This window comes from Streptomyces sp. NPDC056347 (genome assembly GCF_042262625.1).
In the GTDB taxonomy this organism is placed as follows: Bacteria; Actinomycetota; Actinomycetes; order Streptomycetales; family Streptomycetaceae; genus Streptomyces.
Map to the genome: position 1 here is coordinate 17321 of NZ_JBHJQP010000071.1, position 19750 is coordinate 37070.

Annotated in this window: 16 protein-coding genes and 1 CRISPR repeat array; of the genes, 10 read left to right on the forward strand and 6 right to left on the reverse strand. The window is 71.3% G+C overall.

The window, feature by feature from the left end; translation table 11 throughout:
* Window positions 1–196 precede the first annotated feature (196 nt).
* The 6 genes from ACFCV8_RS18265 (at window position 197) to ACFCV8_RS18290 (ending at window position 6685) form a co-directional block, all read left to right on the forward strand.
* The gene (locus ACFCV8_RS18265; RefSeq protein WP_376686372.1) at window positions 197–1780 is read left to right on the forward strand and encodes an ABC transporter ATP-binding protein; all 1584 of its coding nucleotides are present in this window, start codon (window positions 197–199) and stop codon (window positions 1778–1780) included.
* Window positions 1777–2895 carry an ABC transporter permease gene (locus ACFCV8_RS18270; protein WP_376686373.1) on the forward strand — a complete coding sequence of 373 codons (1119 nt, stop codon included), beginning with the start codon at window positions 1777–1779 and terminating at the stop codon, window positions 2893–2895. Before ACFCV8_RS18265 ends, ACFCV8_RS18270 begins: the two co-directional genes overlap by 4 nt.
* The gene (locus ACFCV8_RS18275) at window positions 2892–4181 is read left to right on the forward strand and encodes an ABC transporter permease (RefSeq protein ID WP_376686374.1); all 1290 of its coding nucleotides are present in this window, start codon (window positions 2892–2894) and stop codon (window positions 4179–4181) included. The genes ACFCV8_RS18270 and ACFCV8_RS18275 overlap by 4 nt, the downstream gene beginning before the upstream one ends.
* Window positions 4178–4576: a cytidine deaminase gene (locus tag ACFCV8_RS18280; RefSeq protein WP_376686375.1), complete on the forward strand. Its 399-nt coding sequence runs from the start codon at window positions 4178–4180 to the stop codon at window positions 4574–4576. Before ACFCV8_RS18275 ends, ACFCV8_RS18280 begins: the two co-directional genes overlap by 4 nt.
* A gap of 143 nt (window positions 4577–4719) precedes the next feature.
* Window positions 4720–5997, forward strand: coding sequence for a thymidine phosphorylase (locus tag ACFCV8_RS18285; RefSeq protein WP_376686376.1), 1278 nt, complete (start codon window positions 4720–4722; stop codon window positions 5995–5997).
* 97 nt (window positions 5998–6094) lie between these two features.
* The gene (locus ACFCV8_RS18290) at window positions 6095–6685 is read left to right on the forward strand and encodes a Uma2 family endonuclease (protein ID WP_376686377.1); all 591 of its coding nucleotides are present in this window, start codon (window positions 6095–6097) and stop codon (window positions 6683–6685) included.
* A 126-nt stretch (window positions 6686–6811) separates the two neighbouring features.
* On the opposite strand, the gene ACFCV8_RS18295 is transcribed toward ACFCV8_RS18290, so the two are convergent.
* Window positions 6812–10096 (reverse strand): S8 family serine peptidase, encoded by a 3285-nt coding sequence (locus ACFCV8_RS18295; protein WP_376686389.1) that lies wholly within the window; start codon window positions 10094–10096, stop codon window positions 6812–6814.
* A gap of 240 nt (window positions 10097–10336) precedes the next feature.
* Here ACFCV8_RS18295 and ACFCV8_RS18300 point away from each other — a divergent pair, with 240 nt between their 5' ends.
* A complete protein-coding gene (locus tag ACFCV8_RS18300; RefSeq protein ID WP_376686378.1) occupies window positions 10337–10714 on the forward strand; it encodes an STAS domain-containing protein in 378 nt (125 codons plus the stop codon).
* A gap of 189 nt (window positions 10715–10903) precedes the next feature.
* Here the strand turns inward: ACFCV8_RS18300 and ACFCV8_RS18305 are convergent, their stop codons facing one another.
* The 4 genes from ACFCV8_RS18305 to ACFCV8_RS18320 form a co-directional block, all read right to left on the reverse strand.
* Entirely contained in the window at window positions 10904–11230 is a 327-nt protein-coding gene (locus ACFCV8_RS18305) for a hypothetical protein (protein ID WP_376686379.1), read from the reverse strand.
* The gene (locus ACFCV8_RS18310) at window positions 11227–12216 is read right to left on the reverse strand and encodes a sigma-70 family RNA polymerase sigma factor (protein WP_376686380.1); all 990 of its coding nucleotides are present in this window, start codon (window positions 12214–12216) and stop codon (window positions 11227–11229) included. Before ACFCV8_RS18310 ends, ACFCV8_RS18305 begins: the two co-directional genes overlap by 4 nt.
* Before the next feature lie 121 nt (window positions 12217–12337).
* Window positions 12338–13060, reverse strand: a complete 723-nt coding sequence (locus ACFCV8_RS18315) for a L,D-transpeptidase family protein (protein ID WP_376686381.1) — start codon at window positions 13058–13060, stop codon at window positions 12338–12340.
* Window positions 13061–13145: 85 nt separating this feature from the next.
* Window positions 13146–14492 (reverse strand): MFS transporter, encoded by a 1347-nt coding sequence (locus tag ACFCV8_RS18320; RefSeq protein ID WP_376686382.1) that lies wholly within the window; start codon window positions 14490–14492, stop codon window positions 13146–13148.
* A 62-nt stretch (window positions 14493–14554) separates the two neighbouring features.
* Between ACFCV8_RS18320 and ACFCV8_RS18325 the strand changes: the two genes are divergently transcribed.
* Window positions 14555–15508 carry a LysR family transcriptional regulator gene (locus ACFCV8_RS18325; RefSeq protein WP_376686383.1) on the forward strand — a complete coding sequence of 318 codons (954 nt, stop codon included), beginning with the start codon at window positions 14555–14557 and terminating at the stop codon, window positions 15506–15508.
* Between the two features lie 94 nt (window positions 15509–15602).
* Window positions 15603–17050: direct repeats of the CRISPR family, unit length 29 nt; unit sequence GGGACCACCCCCGCACGCGCGGGGACCAC.
* A 161-nt stretch (window positions 17051–17211) separates the two neighbouring features.
* Here ACFCV8_RS18325 and ACFCV8_RS18330 read toward each other — a convergent pair.
* Entirely contained in the window at window positions 17212–17988 is a 777-nt protein-coding gene (locus ACFCV8_RS18330) for an alpha/beta hydrolase (RefSeq protein ID WP_376686384.1), read from the reverse strand.
* 103 nt (window positions 17989–18091) lie between these two features.
* Between ACFCV8_RS18330 and ACFCV8_RS18335 the strand changes: the two genes are divergently transcribed.
* Both ACFCV8_RS18335 and ACFCV8_RS18340 read left to right on the forward strand, forming a co-directional pair.
* Window positions 18092–19246 carry an adenosine deaminase gene (locus ACFCV8_RS18335; protein WP_376686385.1) on the forward strand — a complete coding sequence of 385 codons (1155 nt, stop codon included), beginning with the start codon at window positions 18092–18094 and terminating at the stop codon, window positions 19244–19246.
* Window positions 19247–19386: 140 nt separating this feature from the next.
* Window positions 19387–19704: a hypothetical protein gene (locus ACFCV8_RS18340; RefSeq protein WP_376686386.1), complete on the forward strand. Its 318-nt coding sequence runs from the start codon at window positions 19387–19389 to the stop codon at window positions 19702–19704.
* Window positions 19705–19750 lie beyond the last annotated feature (46 nt).

Sequence of the window (19750 nt, forward strand, 5' to 3'; positions counted from 1 at the left end):
GACGCGCGTACCGCGTCCGGGTCCGCGCCGTAGTCGTCCGCGCACCGTCCGCGATCTGTCATCAGATGGCCAACGATTCGGTGGCGCTACGCGCGTAGCGTCCGCCGGGCGCGATAGTTTTCACGCTCCCACCGCCTCCGCCCTCCGCTCCTGCCAAGGAGAGTGCGCCATCAACGCGTCCAGCAGTCCCCATGCCGTGGAGCTCCGCGGCATCACCAAGCGGTTCCCCGGTGTCGTGGCCAACCACGACATCGACATCACCGTGCGCCGCGGCACCGTCCACGCTCTCGTCGGCGAGAACGGGGCCGGCAAGTCCACCCTGATGAAGATCCTCTACGGCATGCAGAAGCCGGACGAGGGCACCATCGCGATCGACGGCGAGCAGGTCTCGTTCCACAACCCCGGTGACGCCATCGCCCGGGGCATCGGCATGGTGCACCAGCACTTCATGCTCGCCGACTACCTCACCGTCCTGGAGAACGTCGTTCTCGGCTCGGAGAAGCTGTACGGCATCGGCGACCGGGCCCGCGCCCGGATCAAGGAGATCTCCGACGCGTACGGCCTCGGGGTCCGCCCGGACGCCATGGTCGAGGATCTCGGGGTCGCCGACCGGCAGCGGGTGGAGATCCTCAAGGTCCTCTACCGCGGCGCCCGCACCCTGATCCTCGACGAGCCCACGGCCGTCCTGGTGCCGCAGGAGGTCGACGCGCTCTTCGACAACCTGCGCGAGCTCAAGGCCGAAGGCCTGACCGTCATCTTCATCTCCCACAAGCTGGGCGAGGTGCTGTCGGTCGCCGACGAGATCACGGTCATCCGGCGCGGTACGACGGTCGGCACCGCCGACCCGGCGAGCACCACGCCCAAGCAGCTCGCCGAGCTGATGGTCGGCAGCGAGCTGCCCTCCCCGGAGACGCGCGAGTCGACCGTCACCGACGTACCGATGCTGACCGTCGACGGGCTGCGGCTGTGCGCCACCGACCCGGACGGCGTGGTGCGCTCGGTCCTCGACGGCATCGGCTTCACCATCCACAAGGGCGAGGTCCTCGGGATCGCCGGTGTCGAGGGCAACGGCCAGTCCGAGCTGGTCGACGCGATCATGGGCATGCGCCACCTGGACGCCGGGGCGGTCACCCTCGACGGCGCCGACATCTCCCGTACGCCCACCCGCAAGCGCCGCGAGGACGGCATCGGCGTGATCCCCGAGGACCGTCACCGGCACGGGCTGCTGCTGGAGGCCCCGCTCTGGGAGAACCGCATCCTCGGTCACGTCACCGAACGCCCCAACAGCAAGGGCGCGTTCCTCGACCTCAAGGGCGCCCGCGCCGACACCGAGCGGATCGTGCGCGAGTACGACGTGCGCACCCCGGGCATCGACGTCACCGCCGCCTCGCTCTCCGGCGGCAACCAGCAGAAGCTGATCGTCGGCCGCGAGATGAGCCACGAGCCCAAGCTGCTGATCGCCGCGCACCCCACCCGGGGCGTGGATGTCGGCGCGCAGGCGCAGATCTGGGACCAGATCCGCGAGGCGCGCCGCGACGGCCTGGCCGTCCTGCTCATCTCGGCGGACCTGGACGAGCTGATCGGACTCTCCGACACCCTGCGGGTCATGTACCGGGGCCGGCTGGTCGCGGACGCCGACCCGGCGACCATCACCCCGGAGGAGCTGGGCTCGGCGATGACCGGCGCGGCCAGCGGCCACCTGGAAGCACCGGACGAGGCGACCGCGCCGAGCGCCGACAGCACCGACACCGACCCCCGGGACGGGGGAGAGGACCGATGAAGAAGATCGACAAGGAGCGGGTGCTCCTGGGGCTCGCGGCCCCCGTACTCGCGATCGTGGTCGCCTTCCTGGTGACCGCGCTCGTGCTGGCCGCCACCGGCAAGGAGCCGTTCAGCGCCTTCGGCATCATGTTCGACTACGGGCTGAAGTCGGACAGCCAGGTCTACATCCTCAACAAGGCGACGACGTACTACCTCGCGGGTCTCGCGGTGGCCGTCGGCTTCCGGATGAACCTCTTCAACATCGGTGTCGACGGCCAGTACCGCCTCGCCGCCTTCTTCGCGGCCGCCGTCGGCGGTGCGCTGACCCTGCCCGGCGCCCTCCAGATCCCGCTGATCATCCTCACCGCGATGATCGTCGGCGCGATGTGGGCCGGGATCGCCGGTGTCCTCAAGGTCACCCGGGGCGTCAGCGAGGTCGTCGCGACGATCATGCTGAACTCCATCGCGACGGCGATCATCGGCTACCTGCTCCAGCAGGGCCGCCTCGGCCACCTCGACGAGGCCGGTACGAAGATCTCCACCAAGCCGATCCCGGAGTCCTCGCACTTCTTCGAGTTCCCGACCACCCCGTCGCCGGTCTGGGGCTTCATCGTGATCGCGGTCGTCGCGGGCGTCGCGTACTGGTTCACCCTCTCGCGCACCCGCTTCGGCTTCGACCTGCGGACCGTCGGCCAGTCCGGCTCCGCGGCCGAGGCCAGCGGCGTCGACGTCAAGAAGATGGTCGTCACCTCGATGCTGATCTCCGGCGCCATGGCCGGTCTGATCGGCATGCCGACCCTCCTCAACGACAGCTACGAGTACAGCGGCGACTTCCCCGTCGGCATCGGCTTCACCGGCATCGCCATCGCCCTCCTCGGCCGCAACCACCCCATCGGCATCGCGCTGGGCGCACTGCTCTGGGGCTTCCTGGAGCGCGGCACCGGCAAGCTCGAGTTCGAGGGCTACGACAAGGAGATCGTCGGCGTGATCCAGGGCGTCATCGTCCTGTGCGTCGTCATCGCCTACGAAGTCGTCCGCCGCTACGGACTCAAGCGCCAGCAGAGCAAGGTCGGCGCGGAACTCGCCGCACAGGCCGCCGCCCGTAACAACGACCAGCAGGAGGTGTCGGCGTGAGCGCCACGGCGACTTCCACCCCGCCCCCGGCGGCCCCCAAGGTGTCCGGCGGCAAGGGCGGCCGCACCCGCCTCTCCCTCCCCGTCATCCTCCTGATCGTCGCGGGCGGCCTGCTCGCGCTGTCCGCCGTACGCGCCATCACCGGGGCGCAGGACGTCACCTCGGCGGGCCAGATCAGCGCGGCCCTCGCGATGGCCGTGCCGATCGGACTCGCCGGTCTCGGCGGCCTCTGGGCCGAGCGGGCCGGCGTGGTCAACATCGGTCTCGAAGGCATGATGATCCTGGGCACCTTCTTCGGTGCCTGGGCCGGCTGGCAGACCAACCCCTGGCTCGGCGTGGTGGCCGGGATCGTCGGCGGCATGCTCGGCGGACTCCTGCACGCGGTCGCGACCGTCACCTTCGGCGTCGACCACATCATCTCCGGTATCGCCATCAACATCCTGGCGCTCGGCTTCACCACCTACTTCGCCAAGCTCTGGTTCAACTCGGGCGAGGCGGCGGCCAAGGGCGGCAGCCCCAAGCAGTCCCCACCGGCCGACGACATCACCTCGATCACGGTCCCGGGTCTCTCCGACTGGCTGCACTCCATCGAGAAACACCACTGGTTCTTCGTCTCCGACCTGGCCGGTGTGCTCGGCGGCCTGGTCACCAACGTGTCGCTGCTGACGATCCTGGCCCTGGTCCTGTTCGTCGCCACGTTCTTCGTGCTGTGGAAGACCTCCTTCGGCCTGCGGCTGCGTTCCTGCGGCGAGAACCCGGTCGCCGCCGAGTCGCTCGGCGTGAACGTCTACACGTACAAGTACATCGCGGTGATCGTCTCCGGCGGCCTCGCCGGGCTCGGCGGCGCCTTCCTCTCGCTGGTCACCTCGCACATCTACAACGAGGGCCAGACCGGCGGGCGCGGGTACATCGGTCTCGCCGCGATGATCTTCGGCAACTGGCGGCCCGGCGGGCTCGCCATGGGCGCCGGCCTGTTCGGCTTCGCCGACGCGCTCCAGCTGCGCAACGGCGGCGAGTCCGTCCACGCGCTGCTCCTGCTGCTCGTGGTGGTGCTGGCCCTCCTCGCGGTCTGGAAGCTGTACCGCAAGAGCTTCGTGCAGGGCGTCGTCAGCGCGGTCATCGCGGCCGCGGTGCTGGTCTGGTACCTGGCCACGGACTCCGTGCCCACCGAGTTCGTGAGCGCCACCCCGTACATCGTCACGCTGCTCGTCCTCTCGCTCTCCGCGCAACGGCTGCGGATGCCGAAGGCGGACGGCATGCGCTACCGCAAGGGGCAGGGCAAGTGACGGCCCTCGCGGAGGCCGACTGGGCGGCGCTGCGGAGCGCCGCGCGGTCGGTGATGACCCGGGCGTACGTCCCGTACTCGCACTACCCGGTCGGTGCCGCGGCACTGGTCGACGACGGGCGTACGGTGTCCGGCTGCAACGTGGAGAACGCCTCCTACGGCATCGGGCTGTGCGCCGAGTGCGGGCTGGTCTCCCAGCTCCAGGCCACCGGCGGCGGCCGCCTCACCCACTTCACCTGCGTGGACGGGGCGGGCGAGATCCTGGTGCCGTGCGGCCGCTGCCGCCAGCTGCTGTACGAGTTCGGCGGCCCCGGGCTGGTCCTGGAGACGCCGGACGGACTGCGCACCCTCGACGAGATGCTGCCGCAGGCCTTCGGCCCGGACCACCTGAAGTAGGGGCCCGAGGCCCTGACCACCGTGGCCCTCCCGCCCGCCGGGAGGGCCACCCCCGTCTCCACCCTCTATGCGCGTAGAGTCAACCGGGACTCTCGCGTACCGCACGTGTGTACGTACGTACCGGCCGGAAGGACTCCCAGGACATGGACGCCATCTCCGTCATCCGCACCAAGCGGGACCGAGGCGAGCTGACCCCCGAGCAGATCGACTGGGTCATCGACGCGTACACCCGCGGCGAGGTCGCCGACGAGCAGATGTCCGCGCTGGCCATGGCGATCCTGCTGAACGGCATGAACCGCGCCGAGATCGCCCGCTGGACCGCCGCGATGATCGCCTCCGGCGAGCGGATGGACTTCGCGTCGCTCTCCCGCCCCACCACCGACAAGCACTCCACCGGCGGCGTCGGCGACAAGATCACCCTGCCGCTCGCCCCGCTGGTCGCCGCCTGCGGCGCCGCGGTGCCGCAGCTCAGCGGCCGGGGCCTCGGCCACACCGGCGGCACGCTGGACAAGCTGGAGTCCATCCCCGGCTGGCGGGCCCACCTCTCCAACGCGGAGATGCTCGACGTCCTGGACACCACCGGCGCGGTCATCTGCGCCGCCGGTGACGGTCTCGCCCCCGCCGACAAGAAGCTGTACGCGCTCCGCGACGTCACCGGCACCGTCGAGGCGATCCCGCTGATCGCCAGCTCCATCATGTCCAAGAAGATCGCCGAGGGCACCGGCGCGCTGGTCCTGGACGTCAAGGTCGGCTCCGGCGCCTTCATGAAGACCATCGAGGACGCCCGCGAACTGGCCTCCACCATGGTCGCGCTGGGCACCGACAGCGGGGTGCGCACGGTCGCCCTGCTCACCGACATGGCGACCCCGCTCGGCCTGACCGCGGGCAACGCCCTGGAGGTGCGCGAGTCGGTCGAGGTCCTCGCCGGCGGCGGCCCGAAGGACGTCATCGACCTCACCCTCGCCCTGGCCCGCGAGATGCTGGACGCCGCCGGGCTGAAGGACGCCGACCCGGAGAAGGCCCTGGCCGACGGCTCCGCGATGGACGTCTGGCGCCGGATGATCTCCGCCCAGGGCGGCGACCCGGACGCCGGGCTCCCGGTCGCCCGCGAGCAGCACGTGATCACCGCCCCGTCCACCGGCGTACTGACCCGCCTGGACGCCTACGACATCGGCGTCGCCGCCTGGCGCCTCGGCGCGGGCCGGGCCCGCAAGGAGGACCCGGTGCAGGCGGGCGCGGGCGTCGAGATGCACGCCAAGCCGGGCGACCGGGTCACGGCGGGCCAGCCGCTGCTGACCCTGCACACCGACACCCCGGAGAAGTTCGACTACGCCCTGAAGGCCCTCCCCGACGCCTACGACATCGCCGCCCCGGACACGGCCTTCACCGCCACTCCGGTGGTGCGGGAACGTATCGCCTGACCTGCGGTTTCCTCGTACGGGTGAACGGGACCGGTGGACTGCCGCCGGTCCCGTTCGGCATGCTGGACTCGGTGACGCACCTGTGAAGGAGACCGCCATGAGCGCACTCACCGTCGATCCCGCCCCGGGCCACGGCCGGGAATGGGACGACCTCGTCCGGATCTGGGAGGAGACGGACGCGCCCGAGGGCTGCAAGGTGGAGATCATCGAGGGGATCGTCACCGTGTCACCGCCGCCGTCCAAGGACCACAACACCACTGCGGAACTTCTGCAGCGCAGGCTCTACCGCGTCATCCCGGAGGACTGGGGGATCTACCAGACCCTCGGCGTCTCGGTGCCGGGCAGGGACGGGCTCTACATCCCCGATCTCGTCGTCGTGCCGCATGAGGTGGCGACCGGTCCGGAGAACCGCATCCCCGCCGAGGAGGCCCGGCTCGTCGTCGAGATCACCTCGAAGGCCAACGCCAACCACGACCGCATCGGCAAGGTGCGCGGCTACGCGAAGGCCGGCGTCGAGCTGTTCCTGCTGCTCGACCCGTGGCACTCGGGCCGCCCCACCGCCACGCTCTACGGGGAACCCGACGGCGCCACCTACCGGGTGCTGGACGCGGTGGAGTACGGGGAGAAGCTGACGCTGCCGGACCCGTTCGGGCTGGTCCTGGACACCGGGATCTTCCCGGCCGGCTGAGACGTCCGCGGTCTCCCGGACGCACGTACGGCCCGCCGGGGCGAGGGGAATCCTCCCGGCGGGCCGTACGCGGTACGCGGGTGACGCGCGGGTGGCGGGCCGAACCGGCCCACCACCCGCGGTGGGTCACTTGCCGAAGTACGCGTCGTAGATCGACACCGACGCCTTGTTGCCCTTCTTGTCCGTGACGTTGGCCCGGTACGAGAGGGACTTGCCCTTGCCCGGGTTCTTCACGGAGATCTTCCCGGACTTGACCGTGACCTTCTTCCAGGTCTTGCCGGAGTTGTAACTGACGTACACCGTCAGCGACTTGAGGTTCTTCCCGGCGGCCGCGCCCTGCACCTTCACCGGCACCGAGGCGGTCCGGCCCGCGGTCACCTTGCCGTCCACCGTCACGGTGGGCGTGAAGCGGACCGTGGAGACGGGCAGCGCCTGCTCGGTGACCTTCTTGGAGCGGAAGGTCCAGCTCGCGTCGATCCGGCTGGAGACGGTGGACGCCCGCGGGTCGAGCTTGACCGAGCTCGTCAGCCGGTAGTCGGCCGCACCGGCCGGCACGGTGATGGGCTCACCCTCCAGCGGGTCCTTGCTCTGGGCGTACTTCACACCGTTGCGGTACAGCACGGTCTTGACCGAACTGTACGTCTGGAAGCCGAGGTTGCCGCTTCCGTCGGCCGCGAGCGGCACCGCTGGGAGGATCTCGTTGCCCTCACGGAAGATACCGGCGCCCCGGCCGAGACCCGGGCCGAACACCGCGGTGTTCACGGTCTTCGTGTACTTCTTGCCCGCCTTGTACGCCGTCGGGCTGCCGATGGTGTACATCGAGTCGGTGGCCGGGATGCCGTCGGAGTCCGGCGCGCCGTCCTGCGAGAAGTCCAGGGACCACTTCACCTTGTCGGCGGTCGAGACGTACTGGGTGACCTTGGTCGGCAGCTTGTGCAGCGACCAGGCCGACCAGCCGCCGCTCGAACCGGGCAGCTCGCCGGTGGCGGCGAACTCACCGGTCTTGCCCTTGCGGGAAGCGCCCGCGGTGATGTCCACCCGGGAGAGCTGACCGGCGGTGAACTTCCGGTTGTAGCCGGTCGGGGCCTTGGTCACCGGACCGCCGACCGCGATGTCGTACCGGGTGGAGGCGCCCTTGGTCCAGGTGCCGATCCAGTGCGCGGAGAGCGAGCCGTCGGTCACCGACGGGCCGACGTGCAGGGTGCGGAGCCCCTTGAAGGAGTCCAGCAGCCAGCCGTACCCGTACGACGTGTTCGCGTTCTCGAACTGGAGGTCGGGGGAGGCCAGCAGGCTCTTCGTGCCGGTGGTCGGCAGCGTGATGCCGATCGGCTTCGCCTTGCGGGCGTCGAACGTCACGGTGAGGTTCTTGTTGACGTCCAGCTTCGGCTGCGAGATCCAGTCGGCGCCCTTGGCGAGGTCGTCCGGGTCGACGTACAGGGCCGAGTTGAGCGTGTAACCGCCCTTGGGTACGCGCATCTTGACGAGACCCTTGTCGGCCTCGTTGGAGAGCCAGACACCGAGCGCCGAACCGGACAGGCCGTAGAGGTCGCTGTTGGCGTACGGGGCGGCCTTGCCGTCACGGCCGATGATCTTGACGGTGACGTCGTACGACTCGGCCTCGCGCTCGACCGCGGCCGCGGTGCGCACGCTCTGGCCGTCACCGGTGCCCACGAGGTACGCGGAGTAGGTGCCGTCCGCCGTCCCGCCGAGCTTGGTGTCCACGGTCAGCGGCACCTCGGCGGTGCCGCCCGCGGGGACGGTCACCTTGTCGGCGCCGAGGGCGAAGAAGCCGGCCGGAGCGGGCTTGCCCTGCGGGCCGGTGGCCGTGACCGAGAGATCGAGGGTCACGTCCTTGGTACCGAGGTTGCGGTACGTCACCTTCTTGGTGATCGGGGCGTCGTCGGTGTGCGGCCACTGCTGCACCCCGAAGCTCAGCGAGACCGGGTCGGCGATCACGGTCTGCTCGATCGCCCGGTCCACCGCGATCCGGCCCGAGCCCTGCTCGAACGGCGTGTACGCGCCCGGCTTCGTCGAGGCCGTCAGCGCGCCCTTGAGCTCGGCGTACGTCCAGTCGGGGTGCTGCTGCTTGAGGAGCGCCGCGGCGCCCGCGACGTGCGGGGTCGCCATCGACGTACCGGAGATCGTCAGGTAGCCCGGCGGGTTCTGGCCGACCTCCTTGTCGATCTCGGAGCCGGGGGCGGCCGCCGCCGTGATGTCCACACCGGGGGCGGTGACATCGGGCTTGATCGCTCCGTCGCCGACGCGCGGGCCCCGGCTGGAGAAGTCGGCCAGCACGTCCTTGTCGTCGACCGCGCCGACGGTCAGTGCGGCGTCCGCGCTGCCCGGCGAGCCGACCGTACCGGCGTCGCTGCCCTCGTTGCCCGCCGCGATGGCGAAGAGCACGCCCTTGTCGGCGGAGAGCTTGTCGACCGCCGCTTCGAGCGGGTCGACCTCGGGGGTGTCCTGGCCGCCGAGGCTCAGGTTGATGATGTCGGCGCCCTGCGCGACCGCCCACTCCATCCCGGCCAGGATGCCGGAGTCGTCGCCGAAGCCGTCGTCGTCGAGGACCTTGCCCTCGAGCAGCTGGGCGTCCGGGGCGACGCCCTTGAACTTCCCGCCCGACTTGGCGCCGGAACCGGCCGCGATCGACGAGACGTGGGTGCCGTGGCCGACCCGGTCCTTGGTGTCGGGCGACGAGGTGAAGTTCTTCGAGCCGAGGATGCGGCCCTGGAGGTCGGGGTGGGTGGCGTCCACACCGGTGTCCAGTACGGCGATCTTGACGCCCTTGCCCGTGTACCCGGCCTGCCAGGCGGTGGGGGTGCCGATCTGCGGCACGCTCTTGTCGAGGCTGGCCCGGCGCACACCGTCCAGCCAGACCCGGTCGATCCCGGCGGCCGTGGTGCGCTGCACGCTGCGCGCGGTGCGGGCGGTGAGCGCCGCCCAGATGTCCTTCGCGTCCTCCTGCGGCGTGGTCACCGACTGGGCGTTCAGGGTGTTCAGGTTCCGGCGGACCTGGGTGGAGCCCGCGTCGCGGACCTCGGCCTTGGCCGCCGCGGCCTGGGCGCCCCGGTAGGAGACGATGAGCTTCAGACCGGACTTCTGGGCCCGGCGGTACTCCGGCCGGCTCAGCTCCGTGACGTCGAACAGCCTGCGGTCCAGCTTGCCCGAGCTGATCAGCCGGTGGGCGTCGGCCGGGATGAGCAGGGTGTGCCCGTCCTGCGTCTGCCGCTGCACGGGTATGTGCTCGCGCCCCTTGGCCGGGCGGAAGGCCACGACCCGGCCCTTGGCGTCCACGGTGACCCGGTCACCGGTGATGAGGGTCAGCTCGTGCCCGGTGGCGGATCCGGCACCGGCCGCGCGGGCGATGGCGGGACCGCCGTCCTTGGGCTGGGCCACGGCCGGGCTGGTCATCCCGGCCGCGAGCGCCACGGCTGCTGCCGCGGCGACGGTCGAAACACACACGCTTCTCACGTGTTTGCGCAACTCTCCCCCTGGAGAATCAGGCGGCCCCGAGGGCCGGTTCACGTACCTAGAGTCAGAATCACTCGGAAAGGTTCACAGAAGTCGCACAGATAACCGGAGTTGACGGAAGTTCATCGCCTGTTATCAGTACGTGCCGGGGCGTGCGGGGGCGGAGCGGCACGCGAAGCGATGAGTTTCGGCCGCCGGAGCGGTCATCCTGGTGTGGAACCCAAGACCCCGAACGTCCTCGTCGTCACCGGCCCCGTCACCAGGGCCGCGGTGCCGGGACTCTGCGCCGAGCTGGAATCACTGCTGTACGGCCCCGACGGCGCCGTCCGCGACCCGGACGCGGAGGTGGACTGCGATGTGGGTGGGGTCGCGCGGGTGGACCTGGTCCTGGTCGAGGCGGTGGCGCGGCTGGGGCTGGTGGCCCGCCGGGCGGGCGGCGGAAGGCTGCGGCTGCGCAACGCGCCGCCCGAACTGCGCGGCCTGCTGGACCTGGTCGGCCTGGCCGACGTGGTGGACGTACGGTACGCCCCGGAGGCGGGTGGCGCGTCGGAGCCCTGACGGTCTTTGCCCAGGTGGGCCGGGGTCCCGACCGTCTCCGTTGCCGGGGTGGGCCGGAGTCCTGGCCGTCCTTGTTGCCGGGCGGGCCGGAGTTCTCAGCGTCTCCGCCGCCGGGTGGGCCGGGGTCCTGACCGTCCTCGTTGCCGGGGTGGGCCGGAGTCCTGGTCGTCTCCGTCCCGCCCGCCCCGTTCAGTCCCCGGTCTTCAGCCGGGCCGAGGTGCAGATCACCACGCCCGAGGGCTTCTGGCGGACCGGGTCGGCCGGCGGCGACGGCTCCAGAAGCACTTGGGCGCGGGGGCCGGGCGACGCGGCCATCAGCCTTCCGCAGACCGCATCCGCATCCGCATCCGCATCCGAATCCGGCTGCGGCTCCTGTCCCGCCCCGGGGGACGGCGGCGCCACCGGGGCGGGCCCGCCGGTGGCCGCGGGCTCGCCCAGCCATTGGGCCGCCCCCCAGCCACCGGCCGCCAGCACCACCCAGGCGACCACCAGCCCGTTGCGTACGCCGGGTCTCACGCGGCGTCGTCGTCGAGGTGGTCCGGCAGTCCGAAGAGCGGGAACCAGCGCTGGGTGTCCAGGAAGCAGTGCATCCCGGTGATCGCCCCGTCCGCGATGTCGATGACCTGCACCGCCCACGGCACGAAGCCGGACCCGTCCGGATTCGGCTTGTAGTGCGCGAACGCCGGGGTGCCGTTCGCCGATGTCGCCACCAGACGGGAACCCGCGCAGGCCGCGCCGATGGAGAGCATGAAACCGGTGATGTCGTCGTGCCCCTGGAGCCAGAGGTCGAACGGCGGCATGGTCATCACGGCGTCCTCGTGGAGCAGCGCCGTCAGCGCCTTCATGTCGTAGCCCTCGAAGGCCGCGACGTACCGCTCCAGGAGCTTGCGCTGCTCCTCGTCGAGGGGGTTCGCGGCGTCGGCCGGCCTGCCCTCGTGTTCGGTGAGGGTGGCCCGCGCACGCTGCAGGGCGCTGTTCACCGAGGCGACCGAGGTGTCGAGCAGTTCGGCGACCTCGCTCGCCTTCCAGGCCAGCACCTCGCGCAGGATCAGTACGGCGCGCTGCTTGGGCGGCAGGTGCTGGAGCGCCGCGACGAACGCCAGGCGCACCGACTCCCGCGCCACCGCGGCCTCCGCCGGGTCGGCCACCGTCGGCAGGATGCGGCCGTCCGGCATCGGCTCCAGCCAGGTGTTCTCCGGCAGCGGGTTGAGCGCCGCCTCGGCGAGCGGCGTCGGGCCCGACAGATCGACCGGCCGGGCCCGCTTCTTCCCCGCGTTCAGCATGTCCAGGCAGACGTTGGTGGCGATCCGGTACAGCCAGGAACGGAGCGAGGAACGGCCCTCGAACTTGTCGAAGTTGCGCCAGGCACGCACCAGCGTGTCCTGCACCGCGTCCTCCGCCTCGAAGGCCGAGCCGAGCATCCGGTAGCAGTATCCGGTCAGCTCGACCCGGTGCCCCTCGAGCCGGCTGTCGACATCCGCGGTCGCTGTCAGATCGCCCATCGTTCTTCCACCCCTGTTGTGCTGTGACACGCCTCGTTCCAGCACTCCGGAAGTTACCGCAGGGCACTGACAACCGGGGGAGGAAGCGGCGAAGCCGCCCGGATCGCCGCCGGGTCGAGGATCACGTCCCGGGCTTGCGCCCGTACACGTACACGTCGTCGCCGTTCTTCAGCAGTTTCCAGTACGACTTGGCGTCGGCGGTGCGCATGTTGACGCAGCCGTGCGAGCCCGGCGGGTTCCACATCTTCACGCCCACCGCGTGGAACGCCTGACCCCCGTCGAAGAACTGGGAGTACGGCATCTTCACGTTGTAGAGCGACGAGACGTGGTCGATGTGCCGCCAGTAGATCTTCTTCGACCCGGTGCGGGTCTCGTACCCGTTGCGCCCGGTGCGCACCGGCACGGGGCCGAACTTCAGCTTGCTGCCGTCCTGGATCCAGCTCAGCTGCCGGGTCAGGTCCACGCAGGCGATGCGCCCCTTGTTGGTGGGGCACTTCTTGGCCTTGTTCGGGTTCTTGCCCGCCGCCTTCTGGGCCGTGAGCGTCTTCATGGTGCGCCAGGTGACCGTACCGGCGTACCCGATGGTGGGGGTGACCCCGTAGGTGCTCTGGAACGACCGGATCGCCTTGCAGTCGGCGGCCGACTGCTTGCCGTCGACCGGCCGCTTCAGATACTTCTCGACCTGCTTCTGGTACGGCCCGGCCGACGTCGTGCAGGACGCCGCCTGCGCGGACCCGCCAGTGGCCAGCACCAGCGCGGGCACGGCCGTCAGACCCGCGACCGACAGTGCGACCCCGCGCCGCAGCCGCGGCCGTACTCCCCGTATTTTCGCCGGGACTCCCATGTACGCCAACTCCCCTTCGCGCGTCGTGTGGTGATTCCGTGTGCTAGACGCGCGTCGGGGAGTGGTTGGTTGTGCGCCGTATGTCTCAGTTCTGTACGGACGCCCGCACCGGCGTCACCGCGACCGGGCGGAGCCGCTCGCGGCGGGCGGCCCGCGTCCCGACCAGGGTGATCACGGCGACGCCGAGGACCGCGAGCAGCCCCAGCGAGACCGTCCCGGCCCAGCCCCCGGCGTGGAAGGCGACCGCGCCGAGTGTGCCGCCCGCGCTGGAGCCCAGGTAGTACGCCGACTGGTAGAGCGCCGACGCCTGGGCGCGGCCCTTCGTCGCCGTACGGCTCACGGAGGAGGAGGCGACCGCGTGCCCGGCGAAGAAGCCCGCCGTGATCAGGACCAGGCCCAGCAGAACCGAGGCGATCGAGTCACCGAGCGAGAGCAGCAGCCCGGCGGCCGTGGTGGAGACGGCCAGGTACAGCGCGCCCCGGCGGCCCAGCCGGGCGACCAGCTTCCCGGCCGCGGCGGAGGAGACCGTACCGACGAGGTAGACCAGGAAGATCGAACCGACGACCCCCTGCGGGAGGTTGAACGGCGCCTCCACCAGCCGGTAGCCGATCACCGTGTAGACCGCGCCGAACACCGTCATGAACAGCGCGCCGATCGCGTACAGCCGACGCAGCAGCGGATCGGCGAGGTGCCCGCCGACCGTCCTGGCCAGGGCCTTCGGGTTCAGCGTCCCGGGGGTGAAGTTACGGGCCCGGGGGATCATGAAGTGGAAGACGACCGCGCAGGCCAGGGCCATCAGCCCCACCGCGCCGAGCGCCGCCCGCCAGCCCCACAGCTGGGCGATCCAGCCGGTGACGATGCGGCCGCTCATGCCGCCGATGCTGTTGCCCGCCACGAACAGCCCGATCGCGGCGATCAGCGCCTTCGGCCGTACCTCCTCCGCCAGGTACGCCATCGCGGAGGCGGGCAGCCCGGCCAGGGCGGCACCCTGCACGGCCCGGAGCGCGATCAGCCAGCCCAGCGAGGGGGCGAAGGGGACGAGCAGCCCGACCAGTACGGCGACCGTCAGCGACGCGGTCATCATCTGCCGCCGCCCGAACCGCTCGGACAGCGCGCTCAGCGGCAGCACGCACAGCGCCAGCGCGCCGGTCGCCGCGGAGACCGTCCAGCTGGCCTGCCCGGCCGTGGCGCCGAACGAGGCGGAGACGGCCGGCAGCAGGGCCTGCGTGGAGTAGAGGAGAGCGAAGGTCGCGACGCCCGCGGCGAAGAGCGCGAAGCTCATCCGGCGGTACCCGGGGCGGCCCGGTTCGAGGCGGTCCGGCGCGGCGGTGGCGGACGCGGGCGCGGCGGGCGCGGGGGAGTCGGCGACGGGGGACGGCTGGGGCGAGGCGGCCACGACGAGCGTGGACGCCCCGGTACTGGCAGGAGGCATACCCCGAAAGTAGGTCCTCCCCTTTCATGCGTCCAATGCACGAAGTGGCCATAATCAATCCCATGGCGCATGAACACAGCTCACGGCCTCGGCTGTCACCGAGTAGTTACGAAGAAGACATCCGCGCCGTGCTCGCACCGAGGCTGGCCCACTTCGCGGCGGTGGCCCGCCACGAACACGTGACGCGTGCCGCGCAGGAGCTCGGCGTACCGCAGTCGACGCTCTCGCGGGCGATGGTGAGGCTCGAACAGGACCTGGGCGTCTCCCTGTTCGCCCGCAGGGGCCGTACGGTCTCCCTCACTCCGGCGGGCCGCACCTTCCTGGTCTCCGCCGAGCGGGCCCTCGCCGAGGTGGAGAAGGCCGCCGACTCGGTGCGCGCGGACGCCGACCCGGCCACCGGCAAGGTCGCCTTCGGCTTCCTCCACACCATGGGCTCGGAGACCGTACCCGCCCTGATCCGTGCCTTCCGCGTCGACCACCCCCGGGTCCGCTTCCAACTGGTCCAGAACTACGGCGAGGCGATGATCGAGCGCCTGCGCGCCGGCGGCCTCGACCTCTGCCTCACCTCCCCCGTCCCGGACGCCCCCGACCTCGTCGCCCGCCGCCTGGACGAACAGCGCCTGCGCCTCGTCGTCCCCGAGGACCACCGCCTCGCCACCCGCCGCCGCATCCGCCTCGCGGAGGCCGCCGACGAAACCTTCGTCACCCTGGAACCCGGCTACGGGCTGCGCCGCATCACCGACGACCTGTGCGCCGAGGCGGGCTTCACCCCACGCGTGGCCTTCGAGGGCGAAGAGGCGGAAACCCTCCGCGGCCTGGTCGCCGCCGGCCTGGGCGTCGCCCTCCTCCCCCCTCCGGCGGTCCCCCGCCCGGGAGTGGCCGAACTGACGGTGACCGCCCCGAGAGCCGCCCGCGAAATCGGCGTCGCCTGGCTCGACGGCCACCCGGACACACCCCCGGTAGCCGCCTTCAAACGCTTCCTCCTCTCCCGCCGAGGCCACCTCCTCCCGGACTGACCCCCGCACAACAACGTGCCAGCGAAGCACTCCCCGCCACACAGGCCCCCCACAGAACAGACCACGACCAGAGCCCCCAAGCACCTGTCCCGCGGACCGACCCCGCACCCGCGGGGACCATGGTGTGCCGGAAGTGCTCCTGGGCTCGGGAGTCGGACCACCCCCGCACGCGCGGGGACCACGGCACCGCGACCGCAGTGAACAACGCGGCCACGGGCCCACCCCCGCACGCGCGGAGACCACGGCACGAACATCATCGAGGACCCGGAGATCCCGGGACCACCCCCGCACGCGCGGGACCACTCGTTCCAGCGGCCGGGGCCGCTGCCGGAGGGGGGACCACCCCCGCACGCGCGGGGACCACCCCGTGCTGGCGCCGCCGGAGCGGGCCAACGGGGGACCACCCCCGCACGCGCGGGGACCACTCGAACGAGCCCTCGCAGATGCGGGCTCAGCCGGGACCACCCCCGCACGCGCGGGGACCACATCGTGAGGATCGCGCTCATCGGGCCACTCCAGGGACCACCCCCGCACGCGCGGGGACCACCGGACGCCTCCGCCCTGATGCTCTCCGGCAGCGGGACCACCCCCGCACGCGCGGGGACCACACGCTGGATGCCTACGCGGGCATGTGCGAGTGGGGACCACCCCCGCACGCGCGGGGACCACTCCGGCCTCATGGGCGACCTCGACGAGCGCACGGGACCACCCCCGCACGCGCGGGGACCACCCGCCCGCGCGGGGACCACTCCTTGACCATGGTCGGGCTGCACGGCTTCTTGGGACCACCCCCGCACGCGCGGGGACCACCCGCACCAACTCCGCCGCCGAGGCCGCCACCCCGGGACCACCCCCGCACGCGCGGGGACCACCGCGGCGCGGTCGGCCGCCTCGGAGGCGACGAGGGACCACCCCCGCACGCGCGGGGACCACACGAAGTCCTGCTTGGCCCTGGTGGAGGCATGGGGACCACCCCCGCACGCGCGGGGACCACCTGTCGAGCCCCAGCTCGGTAGCGATCCCACGGGGACCACCCCCGCACGCGCGGGGACCACAGCTTGATGCTCAGCACTGCCGTGATCACCAGGGGACCACCCCCGCACGCGCGGGGACCACGCTGAAGCGCCCGGCTGACGTCCGGCCCGGCCGGGACCACCCCCGCACGCGCGGGGACCACCCGGTAGATCAGCGCTTCGCGGACCTGCTGCCGGGACCACCCCCGCACGCGCGGGGACCACCTCACGAACGGCGCCACCCACAGTGCCCAGCAGGGACCACCCCCGCACGCGCGGGGACCACGCGGCTGTCGCCCGGGGCGAGGAGGCTGGTGAGGGACCACCCCCGCACGCGGGGGACCACCAATGAAAAACATCGTTGCTGGTCACGTGGCCGGGACCACCCCCGCACGCGCGGGGACCACACCCGACTGCTCAGGCTCCACATCCTCCCCTCGGGACCACCCCCGCACGCGCGGGGACCACTTGTGCAGTTGTGCTTTTCCCGGCGTGCCGGGGGGACCACCCCCGCACGCGCGGGGACCACAGTTCGTGACCTGCGAGTTTAGTTGGGGGAGGTCCTGTTTTTGTCCAACTTCATTGAATCCGGCATCTGTGACACGCGTGGTGTAAGTGACATTTCCGGCATGCTCCCTCGTTTTCTTGCCGCTCCGGTTCTCAAGTGGCCTGCGGATCCCGGGCGTCCGGTCAGTGATGGAGCGACTCCCCGAATCCCGCCGCCAGCGGCATCCGTAGCCCCAGCGGCGGCGGGGCCGCCAGGGCGTCGGTGACCGGGCGGGCGTAGGCGTGGCCGAAGAGGGAGCCGCGGATGAAGTTGGTGGCCAGGGCGGTGACTTCGGCGCGGTGCTGGCGGAGGCTGTGGCCGTCCGAGTGGACCTCGAAGCGGCAGGTGGTGCGGTTGGCCTTCTTGGCGCGTTCGGCCAGGCGGAAGGAGAGTTCGGGGTCGGTGCGGGCGTCGTTGGTGCCGTGGACGAGCAGGACCTGGCGGCCGAGGAGGTGCTTGACCGGTTCCGGTTCCGGGCCGTCCGGGCCGGGGGAGTCGTTCTCGGGGAGCCACGGGGCCATCGCCAGGACGGAGCTGACCGCCGGGTGGCCGCCCGCCCGGAGTGCGGCGCGGCCGCCCATGCCGTGGCCGGCCAGGCAGATGGGGATGTCGCCGTAGAGGCGTACGACCTCCTCCGCCGACCACTCGGCGTCCGCCGCGAGTTGGGCGTCTGTCGTGTTCCAGCCGCGGCAGCTGTAGTGCACCACGTGCACGGCGAGCCCGTCCTCCTTTCCGGCGCGGGCCAGGGTGCGGGCCAGCGGAAGCTGGCGGGCGTACGAGAGGGGGGAGGGGCGGCGGTGCGAGTCGGCCTCGCCGTCCGGGAGCAGCAGGACGACGCCGCTGACCGCGGTAGTGGCTCCGGCCGTCCGGACGGCCCGTCCCAGCCTCGGGGCAGGCAGGGGGAGTGCGCGCTGTGCCATGGCAGAACAGTGTCAGAAGGAGAGGTGTACGCCACCCGTATTCGCGGTCACTGTTACGCATCGACACGCGGCGATCTACGCGCGTAGGGGCTAGAGTGCGCAGATGATGAGCCCGACCCTTCACGTGCCCGGCCAGGATCAGATCCGGCGTGCCCCCAAGGTCCTTCTCCACGACCACCTCGACGGCGGCCTGCGCCCCGGGACGATCGTGGACCTCGCCCGCGCGAGCGGGTACGAAGGACTTCCCGAGACCGAGCCGGACAAGCTCGGCATCTGGTTCCGCGAGGCGGCCGACTCCGGGTCGCTGGAGCGCTACCTGGAGACGTTCGCCCACACCTGCGCCGTCATGCAGACCCGTGAGGCGCTGGTCCGGGTCGCCGCCGAGTGCGCCGAGGACCTGGCGGCGGACGGTGTCGTCTACGCGGAGGTCCGGTACGCCCCCGAGCAGCACCTGGAAGCCGGGCTGACCCTCGAAGAGGTCGTCGAAGCGGTCAACGAGGGCTTCCGCGAGGGTGAGCGGCGGGCCCGCCGGGACGGGAACCGTATCCGGGTGGGCGCCCTGCTCACCGCGATGCGGCACGCCGCCCGGTCCCTGGAGATCGCCGAGCTGGCCAACCGTTACCGCGACCAGGGCGTGGCCGGATTCGACATCGCGGGCGCGGAGGCGGGCTTCCCGCCCACCCGCCACCTCGACGCCTTCGAGTACCTCAAGCGCGAGAACAACCACTTCACCATCCACGCGGGCGAGGCCTTCGGCCTGCCGTCGATCTGGCAGGCCATCCAGTGGTGCGGCGCCGACCGGCTCGGCCACGGCGTCCGCATCATCGACGACATCGAGGTCGCCGAGAGCGGCGAGGTGAAGCTCGGCCGCCTCGCCTCCTACGTACGGGACAAGCGCATCCCGCTGGAGCTGTGCCCGACCTCCAACCTCCAGACCGGTGCCGCCGCCTCGTACGCCGAGCACCCCATCGGGCTGCTGCGGAAGCTGCATTTCCGCGCCACCGTGAACACGGACAACCGGCTCATGAGCGGTACGAGCATGAGCCAGGAATTCGAGAAGCTGACCGAGACCTTCGGATACACGCTCGACGACATGCAGTGGTTCACCGTCAATGCGATGAAGTCTGCGTTCATTCCTTTTGATGAGCGTCTGGCCATGATCAACGAGGTGATCAAGCCCGGTTACGCCGAGCTGAAGGCCGAGTGGCTCTTCGAGCAGACCACCGCGACCAGCGTTTCTTCCGCGTCCTCGGACTGACCGGCACCCGCGCGCGAAACGGTCGGGATGTCGAATTCCCGGCCGTTTCCGGCGTGTCGGACCGTTTGTGGGGAGAGAGGGCGAGTGGCTACTTTTCGTTGCCCCCACACCCTCCTTCTCTTCCCGAGGATGAATCCCATATGAAGCAGTCCGCTGTCAGGACCCTTGGCGTCGCCGCCCTCGGTGCCGCCTTCGCCGCCGCTGCCGCGGGTACCGCCTCCGCCGCCGTGCTGCCGGCCGACGCCGTGGGCATGGCCCTGCCCGTCGCGAGCTCGGCGGTGGGCACCGCCACCCAGGGCCTGCCGCTCCAGGAGACGACCACCAAGCTCCTCGGCACCAACCAGCAGAAGCTCGTCGACGGCGCCACCGGCCCGGTCAAGGGGCTGCTCGGCGGCCTGCCCGCGGGCGGCGTGAACACCGGCGGGCTGTCGGCCAACGGCCTCCCGCTCGGCGGCTGAGCGAGCGACGCGGAGCCATACGCCCGTGGGGCGGCCACCAGGACCT